Source organism: Pseudomonas sp. 25 R 14, assembly GCF_900004755.1.
GTDB lineage: Bacteria > Pseudomonadota > Gammaproteobacteria > Pseudomonadales > Pseudomonadaceae > Aquipseudomonas > Aquipseudomonas brenneri.
Map to the genome: position 1 here is coordinate 156,954 of NZ_CVTS01000051.1, position 22,629 is coordinate 179,582.

Consider the following 22,629-nt stretch of genomic DNA (forward strand, 5'->3'; position numbering starts at 1 on the left):
CTGTTTGGTTGCGCCTGAGATCATTTGAGGATAAAAAATCTGCATAAACATAATAAACAGGTGGTTTTGTCTCATGCGCAAGCTGGACCGTATCGATATCGGGATTCTCAACAGTCTTCAGGAGAACGCCCGCATCACCAACGCCGACCTCGCACGCTCGGTCAACCTGTCGCCTACACCGTGTTTCAACCGGGTCAAGGCGATGGAGGAACTGGGGCTGATCCGTGACCAGGTGACACTGCTGGACGCTGACCTGCTGGGGTTGCACGTCAATGTGTTTATCCACGTCAGCCTGGAAAAACAGAACGAACTGGCGCTGCAACAGTTCGAGGGGGCGATTTCCGACCGGCCGGAGGTGATGGAGTGCTACCTGATGGCCGGTGATCCCGACTATTTGATCCGGGTACTGGTGCCGACCATCCAATCGCTGGAGCGCTTCATGATGGACTTTCTGACCAAGGTACCGGGGGTGGCGAACATCCGCTCGAGCTTTGCGCTCAAGCAGGTGCGCTACAAGACGGCGCTGCCGTTGCCGGCCAATGGCATCAACCTGGGTTGATGATTGGAATGCGTTTGAAAATGTAGGAGCAGGCTTGCCTGCGATAGCGGTAGATCAGGCAAAGCTGTGTTAACTGGCCCACCGCTATCGCAGGCAAGCCAGCTCCTACAGGGGGCGGTGTTTCACAGTTGGTTGAGGGGGATCTTCAGGTACACCACCCCGTTGTCTTCCGCCGGCGGCATATGCCCCGCCCGCACATTCACCTGGATCGCCGGCAGCAACAGCGTCGGCATGCCCAGCCCGGCATCGCGCGTTGTGCGCATCTGCACAAACGCCGCCTCATCCACCCCGTCATGCACATGAATATTGCCTGCTCGCTGCTCTGCCACGGTGGTCAGGCATTTGGCCGGGCGGCCTTGCGGTGGGTAGTCATGGCACACATACAACCGTGTGTCGTCGGGGAAGGCCAGCAGCTTGCGCATCGAGGCATACAACTGGTGCGCATCGCCGCCGGGGAAGTCGCAGCGGGCGGTGCCGACGTCGGGCATGAACAGCGTGTCGCCGACCAGGATCATCTGGTCGTCGATCAGGTAGGCCATGTCCGCCGGGGTGTGGCCGGGCACGTGCAGGGCCTGGGCCTTGAGCTGGCCGATGTGGAAGATCTCGTTGGGGGCGAACAGATGGTCGAACTGCGAGCCATCGGCGCGGAACTCCGGCTCCAGGTTGAACAAGTTCTTGAATACATCCTGGACCTTGCTGATGGATTGCCCAATCGCGATCTTGCCGCCCAACTGCCGGCGCAGATAAGGCGCGGCAGAGAGGTGATCGGCGTGGGCGTGGGTTTCCAGCAGCCATTGCACTTGCAAGCGGTGCTCAACCACAAAAGCGACCAGCCGCTCGGCCTGCGCGGTGCTGGTGCGCCCGGACGCCGGGTCGTAATCGAGTACCGAATCGACGATGGCGCAGGGGCCACCGTCGGCTTCATAGACGATGTAGGTCCAGGTCGACGAGGCCTCGTCCAGGAAGGGTTGAATCAGCGCTGACATGACGGCGGTCCCTGATGGCTAAAAAAAGGCGTGATATTCACTTTATATTTAAACATAATGTTTTGAGCTTAAGTGAGAGAAAGGACCGAGGCAAATGGAATCCAGTCTGAGTGAAGGCGAAGTCGCCCAGTTGCGTGCATCGGCGTCCAAGGCGTGCACCTTGCTCAAGGCCCTGGCCAATGAGGACCGGCTGTTGATCCTCTGTCAGTTGACCCAGGGTGAACGCAACGTCGGTGAGCTGGAAACCATGACCGGCGTGCGCCAGCCAACGTTGTCCCAGCAGTTGGGGATCCTGCGCGATGAGGGGCTGGTGGCGACCCGCCGTGAAGGCAAGTACATCTTTTACGGGCTGGCCAGCCACGAAGTGATTCAAGTGATGAAAACCCTCTCCGGGTTGTACTGCGGGGCGGTGATAAAAAGCTGGGCGTGACGCCATGCGGCAGCGACCCTTGTGTGCATTGATTCAAAAGGCGATAGACCATGAACGAGCAACACTGTGGCCCAACCATCAGTGGCGATATCGTAGTCATCGGCGGCGGCTCGGCAGGCATCGGCCTGCTGGCCAGCCTGCTCAAGCGCGACCCGCAGCTGAATATCATCCTGATCGAACCCAGCGCCGAACATTACTACCAGCCCGCCTGGACCCTGGTGGGCGGCGGCGCCCATGACATTCGCAAAACCATGCGGCCCATGGCCCGGGTGCTGCCCGATGGCGTGACCTGGGTCCAGGCGGCGGTCAGCGAGCTGCTGCCCGACGAGCAAGCCCTGCTGCTCGACAGCGGCCAGCGCGTGACCTGGAACAACCTGATTGTCTGCCCGGGCCTGCGCCTGGCCTGGGAGAAAATCGAAGGCCTGGAGCAGACCCTGGGCCACAACGGCGTCACCTCCAATTACAGCTACCAGCACGCGGCCTACACCTGGCAGTTGGTGCAGCAGCTCAAGGGTGGCAAGGCGATCTTCACCCAGCCGGCCATGCCGATCAAATGTGCTGGCGCGCCGCAAAAAGCCCTGTATCTGTCCTGTGATCACTGGCTCAGGCAAGGCGACCTGCACCACATCGAGGTTGAGTTCAACCTGGCGGGCGCGGCCCTGTTTGGCGTCGCGACCTTTGTCCCGCCGTTGATGAAGTACATCGAGAAATACCGCGCACGGTTGGCCTTCAATTCCAACCTGATCAAGGTCGATGGCCCGGCGCGCAAGGCCTGGTTCGAGGTCAAGGACGCCGAGGGCAATGTCAGCGTCGAGGAAAAATCCTTCGACCTGCTGCACGTAGTCCCCCCTCAAATAGCCCCGGACTTTATTCGCCACAGCCCGCTGGCCGATGCTGCCGGCTGGTGTGAAGTCGACCCTCACAGCCTGCAGCAGGTGCGCTACCCGCACATCTTTGCCCTTGGAGATGTGTGCTCCACCAGCAATGCCAAGACAGCGGCGGCGGTGCGCAAGCAGATTGTGGTGGTGGCCGAGAACCTGCTGGCCCTGCGCAGGCAGGCGCCGTTGCCGCTCAAGTACGACGGCTATGGCTCCTGCCCGCTGACGGTCGAGAAGGGCAAGGTGGTGCTGGCCGAGTTCGGCTATGGCGGCAAGCTGTTGCCCACGTTCCCCCTCGACCCGACGGTGGCGCGGCGCTCGGCGTGGTTGCTCAAGGCGACGCTGCTGCCGTGGTTCTACTGGAACGGCATGCTCAAGGGCCGCGAGTGGCTGACCCGTCTGGCCAAGGTGGATTGAGAGAACCCTATGCTGCTGGCAAGTTTTTTTGGCGTGATGATGGGCCTGGTCATGGGCTTGACCGGGGCCGGGGGCGGGATTCTCGGCGTGCCGGCGTTGGTGCTGGGGCTGGGCTTGAGCATGACTGAAGCGGCGCCGGTGTCGTTGTTCGCGGTCGGCGCGGCGGCGGCTGTCGGTGCCATCGATGGCCTGCGCCATGGCCTGGTGCGTTACCGCGCGGCGCTGTTGATCGCCTTGCTCGGCGCGCTATTTTCACCACTGGGGGTGTTTTTTGCCCATCAACTGCCGGACAAGATCCTGATGGGCCTGTTCAGCGCGCTGATGGTGCTGGTGGCGTGGCGCATGCTGCGGCGCGAGAAGGTCGAAGCCGGCCCCAGCGATCACGGCGCAGCGTCCTGGGGGCAGAAGAACTGCATGCTCGATCAGCAGACCGGGCGCTTTTCCTGGACCGCTAAATGCACCGCGACCCTGGCGGCATTGGGTGCGGTGACGGGGGCGGTATCGGGCCTGCTCGGCGTGGGTGGCGGCTTTCTGATTGTGCCGGCGTTCAAGCAACTGACCGATGTGCAGATGCGCGGGATCGTCGCCACGTCGCTGATGGTGATCAGCCTGATCTCGCTGATCGGCGTGGTGGGGGCGTTTCATGCGGGTGTGACCATCGACCCTCTGGGCTGGGTGTTTATCGGCGCCAGCATTGTCGGCATGCTCGTTGGCCGGCGCCTGGGTTCGCGGGTTCCGGCGCGGGTGCTGCAAGTCGGTTTTGCCAGCCTGTGTGTGGTGGTCGCCGGCGGGATGTTGCTCAACGCTGTCTAACCTGCGCACCGCTCACCTTGCTCGCGAAAAAACCAAGGACGCCCCCCGTTCTTTCAAGCACCCCGCGTCATCGTTAACGACCTTCGCGAGCAAGCTCGCTCCTACAGGTGTAAGCCTTAAGTGGCGGGCCCTTGCCGCCGTCCAAAGCACCGCACATTCCCCTCCAAGGCAGCGTTTAACCGCGCAGCCTGCCTTTCGATAATCGCCTCCGACACCCAGACCCCCGTCGCGGAGCGCGCCATGCATAACAATAAGAATGTCCCCCGTCATTTGTTGCCTGTCTTTATCGCCAGCCTCGGCTTGAGCTCAGTGGCCCAGGCCGAAATCGTGCTGTACGACAAGGACGAGACCACATTCTCGACCGATGGCTATATCAACGCCTTCTACGTCAACAGCGATGTGGACCGTGCCGGCGAACAGTACGACCGGCGCCAGTCGCGGGTGAAGATGGGGTTTCTGCCCAACTACCTGGGTTTCAACATGGGCAAGCAGGTCGATGACCTCAAGCTCGGCGCCCGGGCCTCGTTCTGGGTGACCATCAACGACAGCGAAACCAACGGCACCGACACCGCCATCGACGTGCGCCAGTTCTACGGCACCGTGGCCAACCCCGAATGGGGCGAGGTGTTGATCGGCAAGGACTTCGGCCTGTTCGCCCGCTCCAACATCCTGCTCGACGAACTGCTGGCCGGTTATGGCCAGGTCAGCGACAGCCTGGGCCTGGTGGACGGCGGCGGGGTGTCGTTCGGCAATATCGGCAGTGGTTACCCGTACCCGTTCCCCACCTCGCAGATCACCTACCGCACCCCGGTGATGGAAGGCCTGCGCGTGGCGGTGGGCATCATGGACCCGGTCGATACCAACGACAGCAGCACGCTGGGCAAGGCCTACCAGAAGAACCCGCGTACCGAGAGCGAGATCACCTACCAGTTCGATGTCGGCGGGGCGAAGATCTACAGCTGGCTCAACGGCAGCTACCAGACTTCGGACAACACCGATTCCACCGTCGAATCGGTGACCTCCAAGGGCCTGGGCTACGGCGTGCAGGCGAAGATGGGCGGCTTGTCGCTGACCGGCTCGGGCTTCCAGGCCAAGGGCATCAACCCGTTCTTCACCAACAACGCGGGTGAGGCGACGCTGCGTAATGTCGACAGCAACGGCTACCTGTTGCAGGGCTCCTACAAACTGGGCAAGAACCGTCTGGCCCTGTCCTACGGCAAGACCAAGGACGACGGCAACGGTGTGGTCGGCAGCGGCGCGGATTATGAAACCCGTGGTATTGCCCTGTTCCATGACATCAACGACAACCTGAAACTGGTGGCCGAGTACAACCAGTTCGAGATCACCGGCCACGACACCAGCGCGCAGAACGAAGACACCGATACCTTTGCCGTAGGTGCGGTGCTCACCTGGTAATGACTTGGAATGGGATCAAAATGTGGGAGCGAGCAAGCCCGCTCCCACATTTTTTGATCTCATTTCACATGGATTGCTCGCCAACCTGGCGTTCTCATCCCATCGAAGCCCCGACCCAGTACCCAAGTAGCATAGGTTGCCATCCCGCGCGTTCGTACACTTGAGTTTCAAAGGCGGAGATGACCATGCAACAGATGCACAGCGAAGGCGTAGTCACAGCCATGTCCCAGGCCAGCGAGGCGTGGCAGGTGGCTGATGAGCTGGCCAGCCAGTTGTTGCACCCGTACCTGGGTTTCGTGCTGTTCTTCTGCTCCGCCACCTATGACCTCAAGGCCCTTGGCCAGGCCCTGCAGCAGCGTTTCGGCGGGATCCGCGTGGTGGGTTGCACCAGTGCCGGCGAAATCACGCCCCAGGGCTATGGGCGCAATTGCGTGACAGCGGTGGGGTTTGATCATGCGCACTTTTCCATCGCTACCGAATTGATCGACCAGGTGGAACACTTCAGCCTGATCGACGCCCAGCAAATGGTCGAGCGCCTGGTGGGTGGCTGTCGCAGCAACAGCCTGGCGCCGATCAAGGGCAACAGCTTTGCCTTGACCCTGCTCGACGGCCTGTCCAGCCGTGAAGAAATGGTCCTGGCCGCCCTGAGTGCGGCTCTGGGCGATATCCCGCACTTTGGCGGCTCGGCGGGTGATGACAACCACCTGACCCACACTCACGTGTACTTCGACGGTGAGTTTCACAGCGGCGCGGCGGTGGTGGTGCTGGTCAATACCTGGCTGGATTTTGAAGTGTTCACCACCCACCACATCCTGCCCCGGGCGCAGAAACTGGTAGTGACCGGCGCCGACAGCCCTTCGCGGCGGGTCTTCGAACTGAATGCCGAACCTGCCGCCGAAGAATACGCCCGGCACATCGGCGTGGCGGTGGGACAACTCGATCACCGGATCTTCGCCGCCCACCCGCTGGCGGTGCGCATCAACGACCAGTACTACGTGCGCGCGATCCAGCGGGTCCACGCTGACCTGAGCCTGAGTTTTTACTGTGCGGTAGAGAACGGCATCGTCCTCACCGCCATGACGCCGGGGCCGATCCTGCCCAACCTGCAAACCCTGTTCGACGGCCTGCAAGCACGCCTTGGCGACCTGCTGCTGACCATCGGCTGCGACTGTTTCCTCAGGCGCCTGGAGCTGGAAGACCACGGCACCCTGGAGTCGATCGGCACATTTTTGCGTGAGCAACGGGTGATGGGGTTCAACACCTACGGAGAGCAGTTCAATGGCATGCACATCAACCAGACCTTTACCGGGGTCGCCATTGCCCGTGGTCGTCCCCCTGGACAGCGCTGAACTGCAGGCGCAGATCAGCGCCCTGCAGCAGCACAACCACAAGCTGCAACGGATCAACGCCGCGCTGATCGAACGCATCGAGTCCGGTGCCACCCGTGGCAACGACCCTTATGCGGCGTTCCAGCATTCGGTGGTGCTGGCCGAGCAGGTCCGCGAGCGTACCGATGCGTTGAACCAGGCCATGGCCGAACTCAAGGCCAGCAACCATCTGCTGAGTGATGCACGACTGCGGGCAGAAACCGCGCACCAGCATCTGATCGATGCCATCGAGAGCATTTCCGATGCCTTTGTGCTGTTCGACCAGCACCAACATATTGTGTTGTTCAACAGCCGCTTCCAGGGGTTCTGGAGCAACAGCCCGGTGCAGATTGTCGCGGGCATGGGCCTGCGCGAGGTCAAGCGGCTGATGACGGTCAACGGTCTGTTCACTGAAGAGGCCCACGGGCACGCCGATGAGACCCTGTTCTATCGCCTGGATAACGGGCGCTGGCTGCAAGTCAGCGAACGGCCGACCCAGGACGGCGGCCGGGTGATTCTGTTTACGGATATCACCGACGTCAAACTGGCCGAGACCCTGCGCCGAGAACAAGCCGTGGCGCAGAAATCCCAGGAGAGCGAGCGCTGGATTCGCCTGATTACCGACCATGTGCCAGCGTTGATTGCCTACCTCAATGGCGACTTGATCTACGAGTTCACCAATAAAGTCTACGAGCAATGGTATTGCTGGCCCCAGGGCGCGATGCTCGGCAAAAGCCTGCGCCAGGCCCACAGCGAACAGCATTACCAGCGTCTGGAAACCTACGTGGCGCAGGCGTTGGCGGGGGAGAGCGTGACCTTTGAGTTCGCCGAAACCAACAGCAACCACCAGGAGCGCTACATGCTGCGCTCCTATGTGCCCAACCGCCTGGCCAGTGGCGAAGTGGTGGGGATCTTTGTGCTGATCCGCGACATTACCGAGCGCCGCCGCACCGCCGAAGCCTTGCACCAGGCCTATCAGAACCTGGAGCTGCGGGTACGCGAGCGTACGGCCGAGCTGACCTCGCTCAACGACCAGTTGTTACAGGAAATCGACGAGCGTCGCCGCGTGGAATCGCGCTTGCGTGAGGCCAAGCTGGAAGCCGAGCAGGCCAATTTGTCGAAAACCAAGTTTCTCGCGGCGGTCAGCCATGACCTGCTGCAACCGCTCAATGCCGCGCGCTTGTTTACCGGCGCCTTGCTGGAACGGCGCGACCCGGTGGCCAACGAGACGCTGGTGCGTAACGTCAGCAACTCCCTGGAGGATGTGGAAAACCTGCTGGGTACCCTGGTGGATATTTCCAAACTCGATGCTGGGGTGATCAAGGCCGATATCGCGCCGTTTGCCTTGAGCGAACTGCTGGACAACCTGGCCGCCGAATACACCCAAGTGGCGCGCAGTGAGGGGCTGGAATTGCATTTTATCGGTTGCTCGGCACTGGTACGCAGTGACGTTCAACTGCTGGCGAGGATCTTGCGCAACCTGTTGAGCAATGCCATTCGCTACACCTTTAGCGGGCGTGTGCTGCTGGGCTGTCGGCGTGAGCATCAGCGCTTGTCGATCCAGGTCTGGGACACCGGCATGGGCATCGCCGAGGAGCGTCTGGAGGAGATTTTCCAGGAGTTCAAGCGCGGTGATGTGCAACGCCCGGATCAGGATCGCGGGCTGGGCCTGGGCCTGGCGATTGTGGAGAAGATCGCCAGGATTCTCGGGCACCGGATCACCGTACGCTCATGGCCGGGCCGGGGCTCGATGTTCAGCGTGGAGGTACCGCTGAGCAGCACCGCGCCCAAGGCTTTGCCCAAGCCGGTGATGAGCGAGCCGATGCTGGAGCGTTTGCAGGGCGCGCGGGTGTGGGTGCTGGATAACGACGCCGCGATCTGCGCCGGCATGCGCACGCTGCTTGAGGGCTGGGGCTGCCAGGTGGTGACGGCCTTGTCCGAGCAGGACCTGGCGCGCCAGGTGGACAACTACCATGCCCAGGCGGATTTGCTGATTGCCGACTATCACCTGGATGACGAACAGAATGGCGTGGACGCGGTGGCCAGGATCAATGCGCGGCGGGCCAGCGCGATCCCGGCGATGATGATCACGGCCAACTACAGCAATGAACTGAAACTGCAGATCCGCGAGTTGGGGCATACGTTGATGCACAAACCGGTGCGGCCGATGAAGCTCAAGACAGCCATGAGCCACTTGCTCGGCCGGCCCTGACACTGTTGCGATCACAGGTGGGTGTCATATCCCCTGTAGGCGCAGAGTTATTTGCCACTGGTAATCTGCCTTACCAGCAGCCCATGCCCTGTCACGTCCTCGGCCCGGGAAATGGCCTGGATCACCAGCAACCGGTTGCCGGAGCCGGCCAGGAAGGTCGAGTTCAAGGTCTTGCCGCCGCCCATGCTCGCGGTGGCATCAATCTGGCGCAGGCCCACGCCTTTGATCAGCAGTTTCTTCTGCGACAGTTTTTTGTAGTCCGGCAGGCTGGTGCCGACGTCCTTGAGGAAACCTTCAACCGCGCTATCGAGAAACAGCGGTTCGTCGTCCTTCAGGTCGATGCCGTCGTTGCGCAGGGTCTGGGCCACGACCACCACGCTTTTTGACGCCTGGTTGATGTACATCGTGCCGTTGGCGCCAGCGGTACCCTGGGCTTGCGCGCCAGCGGGCAAGGCGTCGGCGACATAGCCTTTGGGCAGGGTGAAGGTGAATTTGCCGTCGAGGGTCGAGACGATCTGGAAGTCGTCCGGTTGCGCAGTGGCCGGCTTGGCTGCCGCGAACAGCGGGCTGGCACCCAGGCTGATGGTCAGCGCCAGGGCCAGGCGGGCGGCGGTTTTGCTGAGAATGGCCATGAGGTGGTCCAATGGGTGAACGAAATTGCGACCTATTCTGTCAGAAAATTCGCAATTTCGTTCGGATCCATCCTCAAGCCTTGCCGGACTCTTCCTCAAGACGGTCCATTTCAAACAGACGGGCCAATTCTGCACGGGACTCCTGGGCCGACTGCATCACCTTGGCCGCGTCGTCGTACACCGCGTGCTGGGCGGTCAACAGTTGCAGGTCATGGTGTTTGAAGCGGTTGATCCGCGCATCGGCCTGGGTTTCGCTCAGTCCCAGGCCGACCAGGGTGCGGCGGCTCATTTCCAGGCTGGAATAGAAGGTTTCGCGCACCGGTGACGCGTCCAGGTCCACCAGGCGATGCACGTGCTGGCGGTTACGGGCACGGGCGATGATCTTCATGTGCGGGTAGAGGTTGCGCACCAGTTCAGCGGTCTTGATATTGATTTCGGGATCATCCATGGCGATCACGAAGTACTCGGCCTGGTCGACCTTCGCCGCATGCAGGATCTCTGGCCGCTGCGGATCACCGTAGAACACCGGCATGCCGCCGAAACTGCGGGTCAGCTCGATGGTTTCCACCGAAGTGTCGAGGGCGATAAACGAAATGTTTTGCGCCCGTAGGATCCGTGCCACGATCTGCCCCATGCGGCCCATGCCGGCGATCACCACCCGAGGCGCATCGCTCTCGATGGCGCGGTACTCTTCTGGCACTTCCACCGGCTTGGCCTTGGGCCTGAACAGTTTCGGGCACAGCAGCAACAGCAGGGGCGTGAGGGCCATGGACAGGGTGATGGTCAGCACCAGCACGTCGTACAGGTGCGGGGCGAACAGGCCCTGGTCGCGGCCGATCTTGAACACCACGAAGGCAAACTCACCACCGGCGGCCAGCACCACACCCAGGCGTACTGCGCTCTCGCGGTTCAGTTCGCCGACCATCTGCCCGACCGCGTACAGCAGCGGCAACTTGATAGCGATCAGCAGCAAGGTCAGCCCCAGCACCACAAAGGGTGTGCTGAACAACAGGCCGATATTGGCACCCATGCCCACACTGATAAAGAACAAGCCCAGCAGCAGGCCCTTGAACGGTTCGATCTGCGATTCCAGTTCGTGGCGGTATTCCGAGTCGGCCAGCAGCAGGCCGGCGAGGAACGCGCCGAGGGCCATGGACACCCCCACCAGCTCCATCAGCCAGGCGGTGCCGATCACCACCAGCAGCGCGGTGGCGGTAGACACTTCGCGCAGGCCGGTCTTGGCGACGATACGAAACACCGGGCGCAGCAGGTAGCGGCCGCCGATGATCACCACGGCGATGCTGCCCAATACCTGCAAACCGTGGTTCAGGTCCTGGGCGGCGGTGGTGGTGTGGTCGCTGCCGGCCAGCAGCGGCACCATGGCGATCAGCGGGATTGCCGCGATGTCCTGGAACAGCAGGATCGCAAAGGCCAGGCGCCCGTGGGGGCTGTTCAGTTCCTTGCGTTCGGCCAGGCTTTGCAGGCCGAAGGCGGTGGAGGACAACGCCAGGCCCAAGCCCAGCACAATGGCGCTGTTCCACGACTGGCCAAAGGCCCAGAGTGCCACTGCGCCCATCACCATGGCGGTCAACAGCACTTGCGCCAGACCCACGCCAAACACCGCCTTGCGCATCACCCACAGGCGTTTGGGCGACAGCTCCAGGCCGATGATGAACAGCAACAACACCACCCCCAGCTCGGAGAACTGCGCGACGCTTTGCGGGTTGCCTATCAGCCCCAATACCGAGGGGCCGATAATCACGCCGGCGAACAGATAGCCCAGCACCGCCCCCAGTTTCAGGTGCTTGGCCAGGGGCACGGTGAGCACCGCGGCCAACAGGAACACCACGGCCGCTTGTAACAGGTTGCCTTCATGGGGCATCGCTTACTCCAGGATCTTTGAGGCGAATCGACAGGGCGCTATTAGAGCGCGCTTTTACGCAGTTGAATCTGAATTTTTGCCGAGCTCCGGCGCTTCACTCCAGCGCCTGTTGGATGTCGTGCAAATCCTACAGGGCACTTACGAAAGTATTAATACCATTTATTTCAATGACTTTAACGCGCGTCAGCTACGGTTCTGACAACAGGATTGTTGTCATCACGGTCAGGTAATTCGCTTTTGATGCGTGTTGGATCTGTTACATGGGGCTTCTACGCATTCACGGACGAAAGGCTTGGACCACGAAGGAGTGACCCGTGGAAAGAAGACTTGTTGCTGGCGCTAAAACTCGTGTTTCTCCTCTCTCTCTTGCGATTCGTCTCGGTGTGCTCGGGCTGGTGGTTGGCCTGGTGAGCCCCGAGGTGTTGGCGGCGTGTACGACGGTGGGTGTCACGGTGACGTGTACGGGGGCGCCAAGCCTGCCCCTGACGCCAGCGAACAGTTTTGCCAGTTCGGCCAATGACCTGCAGGTCACTGTCCAGGCCGCAACGCGGATGAATAGCTTAGTGGGCACGGTATTGAGCCTGACCGGCAGCGGTGTATCGCTGACCAACCTGGGCGTGATTGATCCGGCTTTCCTGTTGTCCCTGAGCGTCTTGACCAGTGGTGTGGTGATTGGCAACTCCTCAACCTCAGGCAATGTGTCAGTGACCAACAGCGGCACGATCAAGGGCACTATTCCCCTGGTGGATGTGGCCTCGTTGCTGGGCGGCGCGGCGCTGAGTATTACCAATGGTGCAGGCTTCACCACCACCCTCAACAACAGCGGCATCATCGGTGCCTCCAGCATTGGTGTATCCGTGTTGCAACCTGACGAGGCAACTGTCGTGGTGGTGCAGGGGGGCTCCCAGGTCAATATGACCAACAGTGGCACCGTCACGGGTCGGATCGGCTTTGAGGCGTCAGGTGTCGCCGGTGGGGTGGGCAACTCGTTTATCAATGCCGGCACGCTCAACGGTGGGGTTTCCCTGGGTGCCGGGCGCGGTGGCAATACATTTACCGCGGTTACCGGGTCTGCGGTGAATGCCGGTACCGGGATCAGCCTGGGTGGGCTGGTCAACATCAACCTGTCGTTCGCGCCCACCGGCAAGGTCGACGGCGGTGTGGGCGGGACCAACAACACCCTGATCCTCGATAACCAGTTGGCTGGGGTGAACGCCGCAATCCAGACGGGCACCGCATCCAGCGGCCAATACATCAACTTCAACAACCTGGTGATCAATGGCGGGACCTGGACCCTGCTAGGGGCGCTGGTCAATGGCTCGACTGCGCTCAATGGCGGCATCGTGCAGTTCGACAATAACGCCACGTTTGGCAGCGGCTTACTGAACGTCAATGGCGGGACCCTGGCGGCGAGCGCCGGTAACTTGAGCCTGGCCAATGATGTGGTGATCGGCGCCAGTGGGCTGGCGGTACAGGGCGTCAACGGCTTTACCTTCGGTGGCAACCTCAGCGGTACGGGAGCCTTGAGCAAGACCGGTACGGCTGACTTGACCCTCAGTGGCACCAACACCTACGGCGGCGGTACCACATTGAGCGGCGGCCGCCTGTTGCTTGGCTCGGGCAGTGCCTTGGGCACCGGCACGCTGACGGCGGCGGGCAGTACTTCGCTGGTCAGCAACAGCCAGATCACCCTCAATAACGCCGTGACCCTGGGTGGCGCGGTGAGCCTGCTGGCGGACGGGACCAGCCACCTTACCCTGAGCGGCTCGATCGGCGGCACTGGCAGCCTGGTCAAGACCGGCGCGGCCAACCTCATCCTCAACAATACCAATGCCTACAGCGGTGGCACCCAGTTGAACGCTGGCACCCTGGTGGTCGGAGCAACGGGCGCGCTGGGTACCGGTGCGTTGAACGCCGCCGCAGGCACCGCACTGGATGCCAATGCCGCAGCAACCCTGAGCAACCAAGTCAGCCTTGCAGGCGCGGTCACGGTAGGCGGCAGCGCAGACCTGACGCTCGCCGGGCCGGTTATCGGAGCAGGCAGCCTGATCAAAAATGGCATCGCCAACCTGAGTCTCACTGGCGCCAACAATTTCCTCGGCGGTCTGACCCTTAATGCCGGGACGCTGACGGCGGGCAGCAGTTCTGCACTGGGACTGGGTAACTTGACCGTGGCGGGCGCCGCGAAACTGGACAACAGTACAGCGGTTGCCCTGGGCAACAACATCGTCCTCAACGCCGGCCTGACTGTGGCGGGTAGCAACGCCCTGACCCTGGGTGGCGTACTCAGCGGCGCCGGTCCACTGATCAAAGAGGGCGTGACCAATCTCACCCTCAATGGGGTCAACACTTACCAGGCGGGCACTGTGCTCAATGCCGGTAGCCTGACCCTGGGCAATGCCGCGGCCCTGGGCGGCGGTGCGTTGACTGTCGGCGGCCCGGCGAGCCTGGAGAACAGCGGGGTGTTCACCCTGGGTAACAACATCACCCTCAATGCCGACCTTGCCCTGGCCGGCACCCAAAATCTGACCCTGGGCGGCGTAATCAGTGGCGCCGGCGGCCTGGTCAAAAATGGTACGGCCGACCTGACTCTGACCGGCACCAACACCTTTACTGGCGCCTTGAACATCCAGGGTGGCAGCGTGTTCGCCAGCAGCGCCGCTGCCCTTGGGGCCAACTCCGGGCTGACCATCGGCGCCGGCGCCATTCTCAACCTGGCAGGCAATGGTGTACTCGGCGGCTTGAGTGGTGCGGGTGTTGTCGATGTGGGCTTGAACAACAGCTTGACCGTAGGCGGCGCCAACACCAACACCACGTTCAGCGGCAGCCTCACTGGTAGCGGCGACCTGATCAAAGTGGGCAGCGGCGAACTCGACCTGATCGGGGTCAACAGCCTTAGCGGTAACACCCAGGTCAATGCCGGCATCTTGAAGGTGAGCAATACCCTGGCAAGTGCCATCGTCGATGTGAATGCCGGGGCGACCCTGACCGGCGGCGGTTCGTTGCTGGGTACGCTGAATATCAACAGCGGCGGCCATCTGGCCTTGAACAGCGCGGATACGCTGTCTGCTGCTTCGCTGGTGGTAGGCAGCGGCGCCAGCCTGGATGTGAGTCTCGGCGCGCCGTCCCTGACGCCACTCCTCGATATCGGCGGCAATGTGAGCCTGGATGGCAACCTGAATGTGAGCAATGGCGGAGCCTTTGGCGCGGGTATCTATCGGTTGATCAACTACACCGGCAGCCTGGCCGGGCAGGGCTTGACGGTGACCGGTGTGCCGCTGGGCTTCAACCTCGGCGACGTGCTGGTGGATGTCACCACGGCCAACCAGGTGAATGTAGTGGTGTCGGTGGCCAATATGCTGTTCTGGGACGGTAGCCAGATCACCGGTAATGGCACGGTCGAGGGTGGCAATGGCACCTGGAGCGTCGGTGGCAGTAACTGGACAGTCATCGGCGGCACGCCCAACTCGGCCTGGGCCGGCGGGTTTGCGGTGTTCACCGGCGCGGCGGGCACGGTCACTGTGGACGGTACGCAGCAGTTCACCGGGCTGCAATTTGCCAGCGACGGCTACAACGTCGTGGGCGGTACGGCGGGGCAACTGACGGCGATCGGCAGCACGACAATCCGGGTTGATCCGACACTCACCGCGACCCTGGGCGTCAATATCGACGGTAGTGGCACCCTGGCCAAGGTCGACAGCGGCACTCTGGTGCTCAATGGCAACAACAGCTACACCGGCGGCACTTCCCTCGACGGTGGGGCAGTGGTGGTCGGCAGCGATACCGCGCTGGGTAGCGGCCTGTTGAGCGCGGCCGCAGGCACCGCACTTTCCAGCAATAAAACCGTGACCCTGGGCAACGATGTGGTCCTGGCTGGCAACCTTAGCGTCGCCGGCAGCAATGCCCTGGCCTTGAATGGCGTGATCAGTGGCGTAGGCGGCCTGCTCAAAAATGGTACGTCGCAGCTCACGTTGGGCGGTGTGAACACCTACCTCGGGCCCACCGCGCTGAACACCGGTGGCCTGATCCTGGCGAACAACGGCGCCTTGGGTGGCGGTGCGCTGATTGCGGCAAACGGTACAAGCCTGGATAGCAGCACCGCCGTCAGTGTCGGCAATGCTATTAACCTGGCGGGCAACCTGGCCATTGGCGGTAGCGCTGACCTGACCCTGGGCGGCCTGGTCAGCGGTACGGGTGCGTTGATCAAAAATGGCGGGGCTAACCTGACCCTCAATGGCCTCAATAATTACCAGGGCGGCCTGACCCTCAACGCGGGCACACTGACCCTGGGCAACGCTGCGGCACTGGGCACGGGCGGCCTGATCGTGGCGGGCAATTCGACCCTGGCCAACAGCGCACCGCTGGTCCTGGCCAACGACCTGACGGTCAACGCCGGCTTGAGCGTGGGTGGCAGCAACAACCTGACGTTGGCCGGGGTGGTGGCGGGCAATGGCAGCCTGATCAAGACCGGTACTTCGGACCTGGCATTGTCGGGAAACAACACCTTCAGCGGTCTGCTGGATATCCAGGCGGGCAGTCTGACCACCCTGGGCGCAGGTGCGCTGGGTAACAACAGCGGGATCAATCTGGCGTCCGGCACTACCTTCAACCTGGGCAGTTCCGCCAGCCTGGCCAACCTCACAGGGGCGGGCACAGCGGTGGTCGGCCTGGGCAATACCTTGAGCCTGGGTGCCAATAACGCAAACAACACCTTTGGCGGCATTCTTGCCGGCCTGGGCACTGTCGACAAACTTGGCAGCGGTACTCTAACCCTGTCCGGGATCAGCGCGCTGACAGGCAACACCCAGGTCAGCGCGGGCACCTTGAACGTCAATGGCCAACTGGCCAGTGCCGGCGTCAATGTGAACAGCAGCGCGACCCTTGGCGGCTCGGGCACCTTGCTGGGCGCGGTGAACATCGCCGACGGTGGCCACCTGGTGGTGAACTCCGGCAGCACCCTGACCACCGGCTCGCTGGTGCTGGGGGCCAATGCCAACCTCGATGCCGGCCTCGGCGCACCCTCCAGCGGCGGCACCGAGTTGCTCAAAGTGCTGGGCAACCTGACCCTGGACGGCACTCTCAACATCAGTGATATCGGCGGATTTGGCGCCGGGCTCTATCGCCTGATCGACTACACCGGCGTGTTGACCAACAACGGCCTGCAACTGGGCAGCCTGCCCGGTGGCGTCCTGCCGGGCAGCCTCGACCTGCAAACCGCTATTGGCAACCAGATCAACCTGCTGGTCACTGGCAGCACCAATGTGCAGTTCTGGGACGGCAGCCAACTGGTGGGCAACGGTACCATCGAAGGCGGCAACGGCACCTGGAGCGCGGCGGCCAACAACTGGACCGGGATCAACGGCAGCCTCAACCAGGGCTGGGCACCCAATAGCCTGGCGGTGTTCCAGGGTGCGGCCGGCACGGTCACGGTTGATGGCGCGCAGGCGATCACGGGCCTGCAATTTGTCACCGACGGCTACAACCTAGTGGGGGGGACGGCAGGGGGGCTGACGCTGTTCAATGGCGCCGGCGGCAACACGGCAGTGCGGGTTGATCCTACTGTCACCGCAACCCTGGATGTGAACCTCAATGGCGGCGGCACTCTGGCCAAGCTCGACACCGGCACCCTGGTGCTCAATGGCAGCAACGCCTACACGGGCGGTACGGCGCTCAACGGCGGCACCTTGATCGTCGGCAATAACAACGCCCTGGGCACGGGCCTGTTAACCAGCGCCAATGGCACCACCCTGGACAGCAACACAGCCGTGGTGCTGACCAATGGTGTGGACCTCAATGGTAGCCTGACCATCGGCGGTAGCAATGCCCTGACCCTGGCGGGCAGCGTGAACGGTGCCGGTAGCCTGATCAAAAGCGGCATCGGCAACCTGACCCTCGCCGGCAGCAACGGCTATGTCGGCGGTACCCAACTCAATGCGGGCAGCCTGACCGTCGGAACGGACAGCTCCCTGGGCTCTGGCACCTTGCTGGTCAACAGCCCGGCGACCCTCGATAGCAGCACGAATGTGACGCTGAGCAATGCCGTGACCCTCAATGGCGCGCTGACAGTGGCCGGCAGCAATGGCCTGACATTGGCCGGGATAGTCGACGGCGCCGCGCAGTTGATCAAGAACGGTGGTGCAAACCTGAGCCTCAATGGCGCCAACAACTACGGCGGGGGTACATTGCTCAACGCCGGTACGCTTACCGTCGGCAGTAGCACTGCACTGGGCAGCGGCAACTTGAGCGTAGGCGGTGTGGCCACCCTGGATAACAGTGCACCACTGGTGCTGGCCAATGCCATCGACCTCAATGCCGACCTGACAGTCGCCGGCAGCCACGACCTGACCCTGTCCGGCATCTTGGCCGGCAACGCTGCGCTGATCAAAAATGGCACGGCGAGCCTGACCCTCAGTGGCAACAACCTGTTGAACGGGCCGTTGAATGTGCTGGGCGGTACGCTGACCACGGTCGGCGCCGGCGCCTTGGGCAACACTTCCGGGGTCACGGTGGGTAGCGGTGCAACCCTTAACCTGGGCAGTAGCGCCACGCTCAACACTCTGGCCGGCAATGGTGCGCTGCAAGTGGCGGTGGGCAATACGCTGACCGTCGGCGGCAATAACACCTTCGGCGGCAGCCTGGGCGGCAGCGGTGCCCTGGATAAAGTTGGTACCGGCACCCTCGACCTGACCGGCAATAGCAGCCTGAGCGGTGCGACCAGCGTCACGGGCGGCACGCTCAACGTGGCCGGCAGCCTGGCCAGCGGCAGCGTGACGGTCAACAACGGTGCGACCCTGACCGGTGGTGGCACCTTGGCGGGTGCGGTGACGGTGGCCGATGGCGGCCATCTGGGCCTGAACAGCGGCAGTGCGCTGACGCTGGGCTCGCTGGTGCTGGGAGGCAATGCCAACCTGGATGTGGGCCTTGGCGTACCGGTAGTCGGTGGCGGCAGCGGGCTGCTGAATGTCGGCGGCGACCTGACTCTGGACGGCAACCTCAATGTCAGCGACCTCGGTGGTTTTGGCACGGGCGTCTATAACCTCATCAACTACAGCGGGGCCCTGACCAATAATGGCCTGACCCTCGGTACCCTCCCATCCAGCGTGATCGCCGATGACCTGCAACTGCAAACCGCGGTCAACAACAAGGTCAACCTGGTGGTGATCGCGCCCAACACCAGCGTGCAATTCTGGGACGGTGGCCAGTTGATCGGCAACGGCGCTATCGAAGGCGGCAACGGCATCTGGGGCAGTGGCACCAATTGGGCGAATGTCGACGGTAGTCTCAACCAGAACTGGAGCGACAAGTTTGCGGTGTTCCAGGGCGCGGCAGGCACGGTCACGGTGGACGGCAGCCAAAGCCTGACGGGCATGCAATTTGTCAGTGACGGTTACAACCTGGTGGCCGGTACCGCCGGCCAGTTGAATCTGGTCAATGGCGGCACTGGCAACACCGCAGTGCGGGTCGACCCCAACGTCACCGCGACCCTCGGTGTAACCCTCAATGGCAGCGGTACCCTGGCCAAACTGGACAGCGGCACCCTGGTACTCAACGCCGCTAATGCCTACACCGGTGGCACCGCCCTTAATGGCGGCACGCTGGTGGTGGGCAACAACAGTGCCCTGGGTACGGGTCTATTGACCGCCGCCAACGGCACCACCCTGGCCAGCAACACGGCTGTGACCCTGGGCAACAACGCGCTGCTCAACGGCGTGATGACCGTGGGCGGGGCCAACGGCCTGACGCTGGATGGGGTGGTCAGTGGCAATGGCAGCCTGGTCAAAACCGGGGCATCCAGCCTGACCCTCAATGGCGTCAACACCTACATCGGCGGCACCAGCCTTAACGCCGGGCAGTTGATTCTTGGCAACAACGCTGCGCTGGGCAATGGTGCCCTGAGCGTAGGCGGCGCTGCACAGTTGGATGGCAGCAGCGCCCTGCAACTGGCCAATGCCATTACCCTGGGGGGGCAGTTGACGCTATTGGGCAGCAATGACTTGACCTTGAGTGGCGCGCTCAGCGGTACCGGTGCCCTGGTGAAAAGCGGTAATGGTGTGCTGTTGCTCACCGGCACCAACACCTATGGTGGCGGGACAATTCTCAATGGCGGCAGCACCACGGGCAGCACCAGCAGCCTGCAAGGGGCGATTGCCAACAACGCGGCGCTGACCTTCGAGCAAAATGCCGATGGCACCTACACCGGCAACCTTACAGGCAGCGGCTCGCTGACCAAGACCGGCACTGGCGATCTGTTGCTGAGCGGCAACAACAGCTTCACCGGCAGTACTAACGTCACGGCCGGCGGCCTGGTGGTCAACGGCACCTTGAACAGTGCTGCCGTGCAAGTCGCCAACGGCGCCTCGCTGGGTGGCAGTGGGCAACTGGCGGGAGCGGTGAACATGGCTGACGGTTCGACACTCACTGCCGGGGCTGCGACGCCGCTGTCGGTGGGAGCCCTGGCATTGTCTGCGGGGACGCGGTTGGACTTCGCCCTCGGCGCACCGGGCTCATCGACCACGGTGGTCAACGTGGCCGGCAACCTGACCCTGGATGGCACCCTCAATGTCAGCGACGCCGGCGGGTTTGGCGTCGGCGTCTACCAACTGTTCCGCTACGGCGGCAGCCTGACCGACAACGGCTTGCTGTTGGGCACATTGCCAACCGGGATTGTGCCGGGCGCACTGAGCCTGCAAACCTCGCTGGCCAACCAGCTCAACCTGTTGGTGCAAACCACGCCTGGGCAGATCCAGTTCTGGAACGGCGGCACCACCAGCCCTGACGGCACGGTGCATGGCGGCAGCGGCACCTGGGGCCCTGGCACCAACTGGACCGATCCTACCGGCACCCAGGGCCAGGCCTCGAACAACCAGTTCGCCGTGTTTGGCGGGCAGGGCGGGACCGTGACCGTGGCGGGTAACCAGAGCTTCACCGGCCTGCAAGTGCTGGACAGCGGCTACTCCCTGGTCGCTGGCACCGGTGGCAGCCTCCGCCCCACCAATGCCGCAGATGGCAGCCTGGCGGCGATACGCATCAATGCCGGGGTGACCACAGAAATCTCGGCGCCCCTGGTGGGTAGCGCAGGGATCAATAAAGTCGACGCAGGTACCTTGTTGCTGACCGGCAGTAACACCTACAGCGGCGGGACCATTGTCAGCGGCGGGACGTTGGCGGGGAACACCACGAGCCTGCAAGGGGCAATCACCAACAACGCGAACCTGATGTTCCAGCAAGACAGCAATGGCCAGTTCAACGGCACGCTGACCGGCGCCGGCACCGGCACGCTGCTCAAGCAGGGCAACGGCAGCCTGCTGCTGACCGGCAACCAGCCCTTCAGCGGTGCAGTGGCCGTCAACCAGGGGCTGCTGCAAGTGGGCAATGCCAGCAACCCGGGGACCGTGCTGGGTGGCCAGGTGACCGTCGCCAATGGCGCAGGCCTGAGTGGCAATGGCAGCGTCGGCTCGCTGGTCAACCACGGCGTGGTCACTCCCGACAGTGGCAAGCTCAGTGTTGCCGGCAACTTCACCAATGCTGTCGACGGCACCCTTAACCTGGTGATTACGCCATCGGTGGCTGGCTCCTTGGCGGTCGGCGGTAGTGCGAACCTGGCGGGCAGCCTGAATGTGGTCAACCTGGTGCCTTACACCGGGCCCACCACCTACACCCTGTTGACGGCAGCCGGCGGCGTGACCGGCACCTTTAGCAACACCAACCTGGAGAACCTGGCGTTCCTCGATACGGCCCTCAACTACAGCCCGAACCAGGTGGCGCTGGCTGTGAGCCGCAACACCACCAGCTTCGCCAGCGTGGCGGCCACTGGCAACCAGCGGGCGGTTGCCACGGCATTGGGCAGCGGTGTGGCAGTGGGCGGCAGTGCGATACAAAATGCCTTGCTGACCGGCAATGCAGCCAGCGCGCGGGCGGCCTTCGACAGCCTGTCGGGGGAGATCCATGCCAGCACCGCCAGCGCCATGCTTGAAGACTCGCGCTACGTGCGTGACGCGGTCAACGAGCGCATGCGTCAACCGGGTTGCTACCGCCAGGACGATCCGCGTAACAGTCTGGCACCCAGCGAAAACCGCCTGAGCAGCGCCGGTTGCCACGGCGAAATGGTTGGCTGGATGCGCGTCCTCGGTACCTGGGGCCACCTGGGCGGCGACAGCGATACCGCGCGCCTGGATCGCAACCTCAGCGGCTTCCTGTTGGGCACTGACAAGCAACTGGACGACGCCTGGCGTGCCGGTATCGCTGCTGGTTATACCCGTAGCGACCTGGACGCCAAGCGCCGTAACTCCAGTGCCGATGTCGACAGCTACCACCTGATGGCCTACACCGCGTACCAGCAAGAGGCTTTCGCTGCGCGCATGGGTGTGGGCTACACCTGGCACGACATCGAAAGCAAACGTGACGTGGCAGTGGGCACCGAGGGCCAACGCCTGAAAGCCGACTACAAGGCGCGCAGTGCGCAAGTGTTCGGTGAAGTCGGTTACACCATTGAGGCTGGCGGCCTGGCCGTGGAACCGTTCGCAGGCCTGGCCTACGTCAACTACGACAGCGACACCCTCAAGGAAAAAGGCGGTTCGGCCGCGCTCAAAGGTGATGCCGACCAGGACATCACGTTCTCCACCCTTGGCGTGCGCCTGGGTAAAACCATCAGCCTGGGTAACGGTTCGAGCATCACCCCACGGGGCAGCATCGGCTGGCGCCATGCCTTGGGTGACAGCAAGCCGGATGCAGACCTGAGCTTTATCAACGGTGGCGCATCCTTCAGCACCCAAGGCGTGCCGATTGCCAAGGACAGCGCGGTAGTGGAAGCGGGCGTGGATTACCAGATCAGCCCTAACGGCAAACTGGGACTGGGTTACTCGGGCCAGTTGTCACGCAATGACAAGGACCATGCGATGACCATCAGTTTCTCCCTCGGCTTCTGATCAAGGCTGAGTTCTTCAAGCCGCCCGTGAGGGCGGTTTTTTTTGTGGATCAGGGCACACGGGGTATATGAGCGCTGTGCGAATCCCTTGTGGGGGCTCGACAGCTTCCACA

The 22,629-nt window shown here is 62.6% G+C and carries 11 protein-coding genes; 8 read left to right on the forward strand and 3 right to left on the reverse strand.

What is annotated here, in order from left to right; genetic code table 11:
- The first annotated feature begins 73 nt into the window (after positions 1-73).
- Positions 74-559, forward strand: a complete 486-nt coding sequence (bkdR, locus tag BFQ03_RS18165; RefSeq protein WP_032860173.1) for a Bkd operon transcriptional regulator BkdR — start codon at positions 74-76, stop codon at positions 557-559.
- Between the two features lie 122 nt (positions 560-681).
- On the opposite strand, the gene BFQ03_RS18170 is transcribed toward bkdR, so the two are convergent.
- Entirely contained in the window at positions 682-1,545 is an 864-nt protein-coding gene (locus tag BFQ03_RS18170) for an MBL fold metallo-hydrolase (RefSeq protein ID WP_065943692.1), read from the reverse strand.
- 94 nt (positions 1,546-1,639) lie between these two features.
- Between BFQ03_RS18170 and BFQ03_RS18175 the strand changes: the two genes are divergently transcribed.
- From BFQ03_RS18175 to BFQ03_RS18200, 6 genes are all read left to right on the forward strand, one after another.
- Entirely contained in the window at positions 1,640-1,975 is a 336-nt protein-coding gene (locus BFQ03_RS18175) for an ArsR/SmtB family transcription factor (RefSeq protein WP_032860171.1), read from the forward strand.
- 50 nt (positions 1,976-2,025) lie between these two features.
- Positions 2,026-3,270 carry an NAD(P)/FAD-dependent oxidoreductase gene (locus BFQ03_RS18180; RefSeq protein ID WP_032860170.1) on the forward strand — a complete coding sequence of 415 codons (1,245 nt, stop codon included), beginning with the start codon at positions 2,026-2,028 and terminating at the stop codon, positions 3,268-3,270.
- A 9-nt stretch (positions 3,271-3,279) separates the two neighbouring features.
- A complete protein-coding gene (locus BFQ03_RS18185; protein WP_065943693.1) occupies positions 3,280-4,083 on the forward strand; it encodes a sulfite exporter TauE/SafE family protein in 804 nt (267 codons plus the stop codon).
- A gap of 240 nt (positions 4,084-4,323) precedes the next feature.
- A complete protein-coding gene (locus BFQ03_RS18190) occupies positions 4,324-5,499 on the forward strand; it encodes a porin (RefSeq protein ID WP_032860168.1) in 1,176 nt (391 codons plus the stop codon).
- Between the two features lie 185 nt (positions 5,500-5,684).
- Complete coding sequence (gene nosP / locus BFQ03_RS18195) at positions 5,685-6,848, forward strand: nitric oxide-sensing protein NosP (protein ID WP_032860167.1); 1,164 nt, start codon at positions 5,685-5,687, stop codon at positions 6,846-6,848.
- Positions 6,817-9,078 carry a hybrid sensor histidine kinase/response regulator gene (locus BFQ03_RS18200; RefSeq protein ID WP_065943694.1) on the forward strand — a complete coding sequence of 754 codons (2,262 nt, stop codon included), beginning with the start codon at positions 6,817-6,819 and terminating at the stop codon, positions 9,076-9,078. Before nosP ends, BFQ03_RS18200 begins: the two co-directional genes overlap by 32 nt.
- 47 nt (positions 9,079-9,125) lie before the next feature.
- Here the strand turns inward: BFQ03_RS18200 and BFQ03_RS18205 are convergent, their stop codons facing one another.
- Together BFQ03_RS18205 and BFQ03_RS18210 are read right to left on the reverse strand one after the other, a co-directional pair.
- Entirely contained in the window at positions 9,126-9,710 is a 585-nt protein-coding gene (locus BFQ03_RS18205; RefSeq protein ID WP_065943695.1) for a DcrB/PsbP domain-containing protein, read from the reverse strand.
- A gap of 73 nt (positions 9,711-9,783) precedes the next feature.
- The gene (locus tag BFQ03_RS18210) at positions 9,784-11,592 is read right to left on the reverse strand and encodes a monovalent cation:proton antiporter-2 (CPA2) family protein (protein WP_032861096.1); all 1,809 of its coding nucleotides are present in this window, start codon (positions 11,590-11,592) and stop codon (positions 9,784-9,786) included.
- A 314-nt stretch (positions 11,593-11,906) separates the two neighbouring features.
- Between BFQ03_RS18210 and BFQ03_RS18215 the strand changes: the two genes are divergently transcribed.
- Positions 11,907-22,517 (forward strand): autotransporter-associated beta strand repeat-containing protein, encoded by a 10,611-nt coding sequence (locus BFQ03_RS18215; protein ID WP_065943696.1) that lies wholly within the window; start codon positions 11,907-11,909, stop codon positions 22,515-22,517.
- Positions 22,518-22,629: the final 112 nt, after the last annotated feature.

Excerpts from the sequence above, each read along its gene's own strand:
- BFQ03_RS18190 (WP_032860168.1), top strand. The coding sequence starts at position 4,324 with ATGCATAACAATAAGAATGTCCCCCGTCATTTGTTGCCTGTCTTTATC.
- BFQ03_RS18210 (WP_032861096.1), bottom strand. The coding sequence starts at position 11,592 with ATGCCCCATGAAGGCAACCTGTTACAAGCGGCCGTGGTGTTCCTGTTG.
- BFQ03_RS18180 (WP_032860170.1), top strand. The coding sequence starts at position 2,026 with ATGAACGAGCAACACTGTGGCCCAACCATCAGTGGCGATATCGTAGTC.
- BFQ03_RS18170 (WP_065943692.1), bottom strand. The coding sequence starts at position 1,545 with ATGTCAGCGCTGATTCAACCCTTCCTGGACGAGGCCTCGTCGACCTGG.
- BFQ03_RS18185 (WP_065943693.1), top strand. The coding sequence starts at position 3,280 with ATGCTGCTGGCAAGTTTTTTTGGCGTGATGATGGGCCTGGTCATGGGC.
- BFQ03_RS18175 (WP_032860171.1), top strand. The coding sequence starts at position 1,640 with ATGGAATCCAGTCTGAGTGAAGGCGAAGTCGCCCAGTTGCGTGCATCG.
- bkdR (WP_032860173.1), top strand. The coding sequence starts at position 74 with ATGCGCAAGCTGGACCGTATCGATATCGGGATTCTCAACAGTCTTCAG.
- BFQ03_RS18205 (WP_065943695.1), bottom strand. The coding sequence starts at position 9,710 with ATGGCCATTCTCAGCAAAACCGCCGCCCGCCTGGCCCTGGCGCTGACC.
- nosP (WP_032860167.1), top strand. The coding sequence starts at position 5,685 with ATGCAACAGATGCACAGCGAAGGCGTAGTCACAGCCATGTCCCAGGCC.